At 69.5% G+C, this 8,050-nt stretch carries 8 protein-coding genes; 5 read left to right on the top strand and 3 right to left on the bottom strand.

Features of this window, described 5'->3' with window-relative positions; genetic code table 11:
• The 4 genes from StrepF001_RS43285 to StrepF001_RS43270 form a co-directional block, all read left to right on the top strand.
• A partial coding sequence (locus tag StrepF001_RS43285) for an SAM-dependent methyltransferase (protein WP_206307146.1) occupies window positions 1-487 on the top strand: 487 nt, incomplete at its 5' end.
• A 261-nt stretch (window positions 488-748) separates the two neighbouring features.
• The gene (locus StrepF001_RS43280) at window positions 749-1,258 is read left to right on the top strand and encodes a (2Fe-2S)-binding protein (protein ID WP_206307147.1); all 510 of its coding nucleotides are present in this window, start codon (window positions 749-751) and stop codon (window positions 1,256-1,258) included.
• 3 nt (window positions 1,259-1,261) lie between these two features.
• Complete coding sequence (locus tag StrepF001_RS43275; protein WP_129803565.1) at window positions 1,262-2,251, top strand: xanthine dehydrogenase family protein subunit M; 990 nt, start codon at window positions 1,262-1,264, stop codon at window positions 2,249-2,251.
• A complete protein-coding gene (locus StrepF001_RS43270; RefSeq protein ID WP_129803564.1) occupies window positions 2,248-4,458 on the top strand; it encodes a xanthine dehydrogenase family protein molybdopterin-binding subunit in 2,211 nt (736 codons plus the stop codon). The genes StrepF001_RS43275 and StrepF001_RS43270 overlap by 4 nt, the downstream gene beginning before the upstream one ends.
• 15 nt (window positions 4,459-4,473) lie before the next feature.
• On the opposite strand, the gene StrepF001_RS43265 is transcribed toward StrepF001_RS43270, so the two are convergent.
• Window positions 4,474-5,682, bottom strand: a complete 1,209-nt coding sequence (locus StrepF001_RS43265; RefSeq protein WP_129803563.1) for an FAD-dependent monooxygenase — start codon at window positions 5,680-5,682, stop codon at window positions 4,474-4,476.
• 110 nt (window positions 5,683-5,792) lie between these two features.
• On the opposite strand from StrepF001_RS43265, the gene StrepF001_RS43260 reads away from it, so the two are divergent.
• Window positions 5,793-6,494, top strand: coding sequence for a TetR/AcrR family transcriptional regulator (locus StrepF001_RS43260; RefSeq protein WP_165396572.1), 702 nt, complete (start codon window positions 5,793-5,795; stop codon window positions 6,492-6,494).
• A 61-nt stretch (window positions 6,495-6,555) separates the two neighbouring features.
• Here the strand turns inward: StrepF001_RS43260 and StrepF001_RS43255 are convergent, their stop codons facing one another.
• A complete protein-coding gene (locus StrepF001_RS43255; RefSeq protein WP_129803561.1) occupies window positions 6,556-6,912 on the bottom strand; it encodes a PRC-barrel domain-containing protein in 357 nt (118 codons plus the stop codon).
• A gap of 355 nt (window positions 6,913-7,267) precedes the next feature.
• Window positions 7,268-8,050, bottom strand: a 783-nt coding sequence (locus StrepF001_RS43250; RefSeq protein WP_129803560.1) for an RNA-guided endonuclease TnpB family protein, incomplete at its 5' end; no start/stop codon positions are given.

Here is an 8,050-nt window from a genome sequence, read left to right as displayed (position 1 = left end):
GTACGTCGACAACGACCCCATCGTGCTGACACACGCCCACGCCCTGCTCACGAGCACGCCCGAAGGCAGGACGGCCTATCTGGACGCCGACCTGTACGACCCCGAGGCCGTCCTCAAGGCCGCCGAGGGCACGCTCGACTTCTCCCGGCCGATCGCCCTGATGATCCTCAACACGCTGGGCCATGTCGCCGACTACGACCAGGCGCGCGACCTGGTGCGCCGGCTCATGGCGGGACTGCCGTCGGGAAGTCATCTGGTCATCAGCGACAGCACGTCCACCAGCGAAGGCATGATCGCCGCGTCGGAGGCGTACAACGCGAGCGGCGCAGTGCCGTACTACGTGCGCAGCGTGGAGGAGATCGCCGGCTACTTCGACGGGCTCGAACTGGTGGAGCCCGGCGTCGTCCAGGTTCCCGAGTGGCGCCCGGTCTCCTCGGCCCCGGCCCAGCCCGTCGACGCGTACTGCGGGGTGGGACGTCGGCTGTAGAGGCCCGGCCTCACCGTCAGGATCCGGATTCGGCCATGTTCGCGATGCCGCGCCCCGTCGGCGTCCCGTCGGTCAGGTCGTGTCAGAGCGCAGGCGGCGGCACACGCCGTCGACGGAGACACCGAGGTGCGCAGACTCGACCTGACCGAGCTGATCGACTTGCCGGACCCTCTCGGGTTGTCCAGGCTGCTGCTTGTCGGCCACCGAGTCGCCGGCGAAGCGTGACGCGCACTCACCCAGAATTGAGGCGCCATGAAGCATATGGAAACCGAGGCACCCCCGACCGGCCAGTCACCGCCTGATGTCTCTCAGGTCGATATCACTCTCACTGTCAACGGCACAGCTCATCGGCTGGAGATCGACTCACGTGTCACACTGCTCGACGCGCTGCGCGACCACCTGGGCCTGACCGGCGCCAAGAAGGGGTGTGACCAAGGCGCGTGCGGGGCCTGCACCGTGTTGGTGGACGGCAAGCGTGTGGTGTCGTGTCTGGCGCTGGCCGCCCAGTACGAGGACCGTGAGATCACCACGGTGGAATCCCTGTGCCCGAGCGGGGAGCTGCACCCCATGCAGGAGGCGTTCGCCCGGCATGACGCATTCCAGTGCGGCTACTGCACCCCTGGCCAGATCATGTCGGCGGTCTCGCTCATCGCCGAGGGACGCGCGAACTCGGAGGAAGAGATCCGTGAGTTCATGAGCGGCAACATCTGCCGCTGTGGCGCCTACCCGAACATCCGCGCAGCGATCCGCGACGTTGCGGCGGGGGGTTGATCCATGCGTCCCTTCGACTACGTTCGCGCCACCGACACCGAGCAGGCTGTCGCCGTGGTCAGCGCCGATCCGCACGCGTCGTTCCTCGCCGGCGGCACCACGCAGCTGGACCTGATGAAGGACGGGGTCCTCGGACCGGAGCGGCTCATCGACATCACCCGGCTGCCGCTGGCCGGCATCACGCACACCGACACGACCGTCCGCGTCGGGGCCCTCACGACGATGGAGGAGCTCGCCGCCGATCCCGTCGTCAGAGAGCGGCTGCCCTTCGTACGAGAAGCTCTTCTGCTCGGCGCCTCGACCCAGCTGCGCAACATGGCCACCATCGGCGGCAACCTGCTGCAGCGAGCCCGGTGCCGCTACTTCAGAGACCCCACCGTCGCCGCCTGCAACAAGCGCAACCCCGGCTCCGGGTGTGCCGCCATCACGGGCATCCAGCGTATGCACGCCATCCTCGGCACCAGCGACCACTGCATCGCCCTGCACGCCTCGGACGTCGCCGTCCCGCTGGTGGCGCTGGACGCCGTCGTCCACGTCCGGGGCGCGAACGGAACACGGTCGATCCCCCTGACCCAGTTCTATCTCCCGCCGGGCGACACACCCCACATCGAGAACGTGCTGCAACACGGCGAGCTGATCACTGCGCTCGAGATCCCCCTGCTCCCCGAGACCGCACGGTCGCACTACCTGAAAGTCCGGGACCGTGTCTCCTACGAGTTCGCGCTGACCTCGGCCGGCGTGGCTCTCGTGATCGAGGACGGTCACATTCAGGAAGTGCGCGTGGCGCTGGGCGGGGTCGGCACCGTCCCCTGGCGCGCGTGGGACGCGGAAGACGTCCTGCGTGGCGCCCGCGCGGGCGCCGACTCCTTCCGCGCGGCGGCAGAAGCGGCCCTGGAGGGTGCCAGGCCGCTGCCCGGCACCGCGTTCAAGGTCGAGTTGGCCAAACGCACCCTCGTACGCACCCTCGAGACCGTTGCAGGAGCAGCGTCATGACCACTCTCGAAACCGGCACGGTCGTCGGTGCGGGCCTGGACCGCGTGGACGCTCCGCTGAAGGTGACCGGATCGGCTCAGTACCCCAACGATTTCTCCCTCACCGGTATGGTGCACGCCGCCTTGGTGGGCAGCACCATCGCCGCAGGGCGCATCCGCAGCATCGATGTGACCCGGGCCTGGGCAGCGCCGGGCGTGCTGGCCGTCGTGACGCATCTGAACGCGCCGAAGCTGGAACGCGGCCCGATGACCCTGCTGGGCGGATCGCCTCCGGCTCCGCTGCAGGACGATCGCATCCTGCACTACGGACAGCACATCGGCATCGTGGTGGCCGAGAGCGCCGAGCAGGCCCGGCACGCCGCACGGCTGGTACGCGTCGAGTACGAGCCGGCCGAGGCCCTGCTCGACGTGAACGATCCCCGCGCCGAGATCGTCGAGAACCCCTGGGGGCTGGACACCGAGCGCGGTGACGTCACCGCCGGATTCGCCCGGGCGGACGTCGTCGTCGACGAGGCCTACACCACCCCCGACAACACCAACAACCCGCTCGGCCTGATGGCCACCGTCGCGTCCTGGCACGGCGATTCGCTCACGGTCCACGACTCCACTCAGTGGCCGCACAACGTCCGCACCTCGCTCGCCGGCATCTTCAAGGTCCCCGAGAGCGGCGTCAGGGTCCTCGCCCCCTTCGTCGGTGGCGGCTTCGGTGCCGGGCTGCGGGTCTGGTCCCACGTCATCCTCACGGTGCTGGCGGCCCGCGAGGTCGGGCGCCCCGTCAAACTGGTGCTGACGCGCCCAGAGATGTTCACCTCCGTGGGGCATCGGCCCAACAGCGTCCAGCAGATCAAGATCGGCGCCACCCGGGACGGGGACCTCGTGGCCATCGAGCACCACGGCATCTCGTCGGTGGCGATGGAGGACGACGACTACGAACCGGTCTCCTACTGTTCGGCCCTCGGCTACGCCTGCCCGAACGTCCTGACCCGCGACCGGCAGGCCCGGCTGAACATTCCCTGCCCGGGCTCCATGCGCGCACCGGCCGAGGGCCAGGGCAACTTCGCCCTCGAGTCCGCCCTCGACGAAGTCGCCCACGCCATCGGCATGGACCCCCTCGAGATCCGCCTGCGCAACTACGCCGAGGAGCACCCGATCCTCGGCCTGCCCTGGTCGAGCAAGGCGCTCCGGGAGTGCTTCACGGAGGGCGCCGAGCGGTTCGGCTGGTCGCGGCGCACCCCGGAACCCGGCTCCATGCGCGACGGCCGCTGGCTCGTCGGCTACGGCCTGGCCGGCGTCTCCTACCCGTTCTACCAAGTGCCGTGCCAGGCCCGTGCCTCGGTGCGCCACGACGGCTCGGCATACGTGCGCAGCGCCGCCACCGACATCGGAACCGGCACCTACACGGTCATGACCCAACTGGCGGCCGAGCTGCTCGGCGTCGATGTCGCCCGGGTGCGGTTCGACCTCGGCGACTCCGACATGCCGTACGCGCCCCAGGCCGGCGGCTCCGGCCTCACCGGCGCTCTCGGCAACGCCGTCCACGCGGCCTGTCGACGCCTGGTGCGGGAGTTCCTCGACGTCGTGCGCGACGACACCGAATCCCCGCTGCACGGAGCCGCGCTCGACGACGTGACCGTCACCGACGGGCGCATCCACCGCATCGGTGATCCCGCACAGGGTGAGACCTACACGGAGATCCTGACCCGTCACGGCCTCGAGGAGCTCAGCGCCGACGGCAGGAGCACTCCCCCGCAGTCCGAGGAGCTGGGGATGGCGCTCTCCGGCGCCTTCGGAGCCAAGTTCGTCGAGGTGCGCCTCGATCCCGAACTGGGCCTGCTGCGGGTGGCACGGGTGGTCTCCGCGATCGACGGCGGGCGCATCCTCAACGAGAAGACCGCCACCAGCCAGATCATCGGCGGCACAGTGGGCGGCATCAGCCAGGCGATGTTCGAGGAGACGGCCACCGACCAGGTCACCGGGCGCATCGCCAACGCCACCTTCGGGGACTACCTGATGCCGGTGAACGCCGACGTTCCCGACATGGAGGTGCTCTTCGTCGGCGGACCCGACCGGGCAACCGCGGTGGGGACCAAGGGAGTCGGCGAAGTCGGCCTGGTCGGGCTGGCGGCGGCCATCGGCAACGCCGTCTTCCACGCCACCGGCCGCCGCATCCGCTCCCTCCCGATCACCATCGACCGACTCATGCTGTGAGGCCTGACGGGCCGCTCAGGCCGCGGCGATGTCGATCAGCTTGTCCTGGAACTTCCTGGCGGTGAGGGCCTTCATCGCCCGCTTGCCGACCGGATTGCCGAGCAGGTTCTGCGTGAGGGTACGGGTCGCCTTGTCCCGGGGTGTCTGGGGAACGAACATCACCAGGTCCTTGCGGCCGATCTTCTGGTGGGTGGCCATGAAGGGCCGCAGCTTCTGCTCCCACTCGCGCAGTGCCCGGGCGGGGTTGCCGGGGTTGCGCTGCAGGCTGGTGCCGAGCAGGTCGGCGCCGGCCAGGGCGGTGGAGGCGCCCATGCCCGAGTAGAGGGTCAGGCACCAGGCCGAGTCGCCGAGGAGGACGACGCGGTCGGTGTGCCAGGTGGGCATCCGCACCTGGTGCGTGGAGTCGAAGAGGAAGTCATCGGCCTCCTCGAACTGCTGGAGGAGGTTCTCCAGCACGGCTCCGGTCGGTTCGGGGCCGAAGGCGCGGCGCAGTGACTCGATGGGCGGGCGCCGGAACTCGGCGTCCTCGTCGTCGGTGCGGTAGTTGAACAGCACGGTCGGCTGGTGGTCGGCGAACGGGAAGACCCAGGCGGAGCGGCCCGGCTCGGCGAGGACGAGGCCGTCGGTGGGCCGGTACCCGGGTACGGGGCTCTTGAGGACCGTGGCGCCGATGATGTGGTGGAGGGGCTGGAGGTGGTCGGCGTCCGGCCCGAAGGCCAGGCGGCGCACTGTGGAGCGCAGGCCGTCGGCCCCCACGACGAGGTCGAACCGCTCGGTGGTGTCGACGGTGGCGCCCGCTGTCGTACGCAGCGTGACGTCCACGCCCTCGGGACCCTCGTCGATGGCCAGCGGCGTCGTGGCGAAGCGCATCTCGGTCAGGGGCTCGACGGCGTCGTAGAGGGCGGCCTCGATGTCGCCCCGGAGGACCAGGTGGGGAGAACCGGGCAGGTCGCCGTAGCCCAGGCCCGGCCGGCGACGGCGGCCTTCCCGGTCGATGTCGTAGGTCGTGCTCGTGGCGTCGTACCGGTTGCCGATGGCATCGAGCACACCCAGCCGCTGCGCGGCGGCGCGGCCGGTGCCGAAGAGCCCGATGAAGTATCCGGAGGCACGGCGTTCGGGGGCGCGTTCCACCAGCAGGGTGTCCCAGCCGATGTCGTGCAGGCGCAGTGCCGTGGCCAGGCCTCCGATACCCATGCCCACGACGAGGGCGCGCGGCTTGTTCATGTCGGTCCTCTCCTGTGGATGCCGAGGGCACCATTATTGACCGCAAAAACGATATCGGTCAAAAACAGATGGAGGCAGCTACCATGCAGGCAGGCGAGAGGAGAGACGGCGTGGCACGTCCGGCACAGGACCGAGCGGAAGCGATCCTGGCTGCGGCCAGGACACAGTTCCGTGAGACCGGCGCGGACCGCACGACGGTCGACGACATCGCGGCTCGCGCCGGCGTCGGCAAGGGGACGGTCTTCCTCTACTGGCCGTCCAAGACACGCCTACGGGACGCCGTTCTCCAGCTCGAGCTCGCCGGGCATTTCGCCGCACTCGCGGACGACCTCCGCGACGATCCGTCCCTCCTGCGTCTGGGCACCGTCATCCGGCGTGAGATCGCGGCCGGCCTGGACAACCCGGACATGGCCCCGCTGATGGCCGGGCGGCCCATTGGAACGCCCGACCGCTTCGAGCCGCCGACCCGAGCGCTGTACAGGATTCTGGCCGTCATGCGCGCCCACCACCTGGTCCGCGAGGTGGCCGACGACGAGATCGTCATGGGGATCGAGGCAGTCCTGGGCGGTGCACTCGCGAGGGACTTCGCCGATCCCGATGGGCGAGACCTGCTCCTGGACGCCGTGGAGCGCCTCGTGTCCTCCAGCTATGACCGTGAGGACGTCGACCGGGGTGCCGTCGAGGCGGCGGTCCCCGACGTGGTCGACGCGCTGGAAGACGGCATCGACCAACTGGTCGCCGCCGCCGCGCCCGACCGGCCGACCACAGCCCGGCTCAGACCCCGACAGCGCCCGGCCACCGCCCGAAGCTGACACCGGCCACCGCCGGTCACCGCGCCATCGTGCGAGCGTCTCCTCGGGTGTGGCGGCCGGTTCAGCGGCGGGCGAGTTGCCGCTCGCCTTTGGTGCCGGGGCGGTAGGTCATGCCGTAGTGGTGGAAGATCGCTGGTTCGTCCTCGGCGGGCAGTACGCCGTCCGTGCCGATGGACGGAGCTTTCCGTACCTGCCCCTTGGAGTACGCGACCTTGAGGTAGTCCGGGCCGACGATCGCCTCGTCGAGGGGGACGAACACAAGGCGCTGGCGAGTGGGCAGCCCCGTCCGGACAGTGGCCATGGCCGGTTCGTCGGTGGTGGTGTCCACGTAGACCGCTTCCAACGCGCCGATCTTGCGTCCCTTCGGGTCGACGACGTCGTGGTCGCACCATTCACGGATGTCGGCTGGCTGAATCATGCGTTCCGCTCCCTGGACAGACCGTGGTCGCAGTGGCCGCCCACGGCGGCAAGAGCGGCTTGCGAGCCCCGGACGGTCACCCTGGGCTCTCCAGCCTGCCCCGGTGCGCCGTCGACTGCCACACGGCAGCTCCGGGGCCGGCAGCGGAGCCCCGTCTCGCGTTGCTGACCTGCATGTTCGCGAGATCGGTGACGTGGTGGCAGGTCGCCCGCCACACGTTGTGGCCGAACTCGCCTTCCACGAGTTGCCGATCGGTGGGAGAACTGTTGTACGGCGGCTAATCTGCCAGCCAGCCGGGGCTGACCATTCCGTACTCTTGACTTCCTCCGCCCCGTGAACGGGGCGGAATCCCTTCTCAGGCCGCGTGCGGCTGAGTGGGTGGTTGACGCTTCTCGGCCTGCCCATCGGCTACGGCTCCACGCCCTGACACCGCCAGTCCGGCGGCGTGATCGATGTTCCTTGATGCGTTGGTGTCCGCGTTGCACTCGAAACCGCAGTCGGGGTTCTTGCACACGAAGCGTACTTGGGTCTCCCGGCTGCCGAGGGTGATGAAGCCACAGGCCGAGCAGCGGCGCGAGGTGTTCGGTGCGGGCACCTTCACCACGATGCCGCCTCGGTCGGCCATCTTGTATTCGAGGAGTGTGACCGTGCGGCCCCATGCTTCCCCGGCGATGCTGCGGTTGAGTCCTGCCTTCTGGCGGACGCGGGTACCAGGGGCTTCCACGGTGCCCTTGGCGGACTTGACCATGTTGGTGATGGCCAGGTCTTCCACTCCGGCCCGGGAGAACGTCTCGGCGATACCGGTGGTGGTCTTGTGCTGCCAGTCGACGGCCCGGCGCTTGGCTTTTGCGCGGAGCTGAGCGATCTGGTCATAGGTGCGGGCGAGACGCCTGGAAGTCTTCTCGCCCTTCTTGCGGGCATGGCGTTTGCGGGCGGACGCCTTCTCCAGGCGGCGCAGACGCTCGGTCTCGCCCGGCGTCAGCCAGTCCCCGTGTTCGCGGAACGTGCCGTCGGAGAGGGCGAGGGGCTTGGTGATGCCCCGGTCGATGCCGACCGTGGGGCCGGTGTGGGGCTCGGGGTCGGGTACCTCGGTCTGGACGCTGAAGACGATGGGCGAGGGGTCGGCGTCCTTCACTGG

Origin of the sequence: Streptomyces sp. F001 (genome assembly GCF_004187715.1) — a bacterium.
In the GTDB taxonomy this organism is placed as follows: domain Bacteria; phylum Actinomycetota; class Actinomycetes; order Streptomycetales; family Streptomycetaceae; genus Streptomyces; species Streptomyces flavusporus.
The sequence above is the reverse complement of the archived record's forward strand: the minus strand, read 5'-3'. Positions and strand labels throughout refer to the sequence as shown.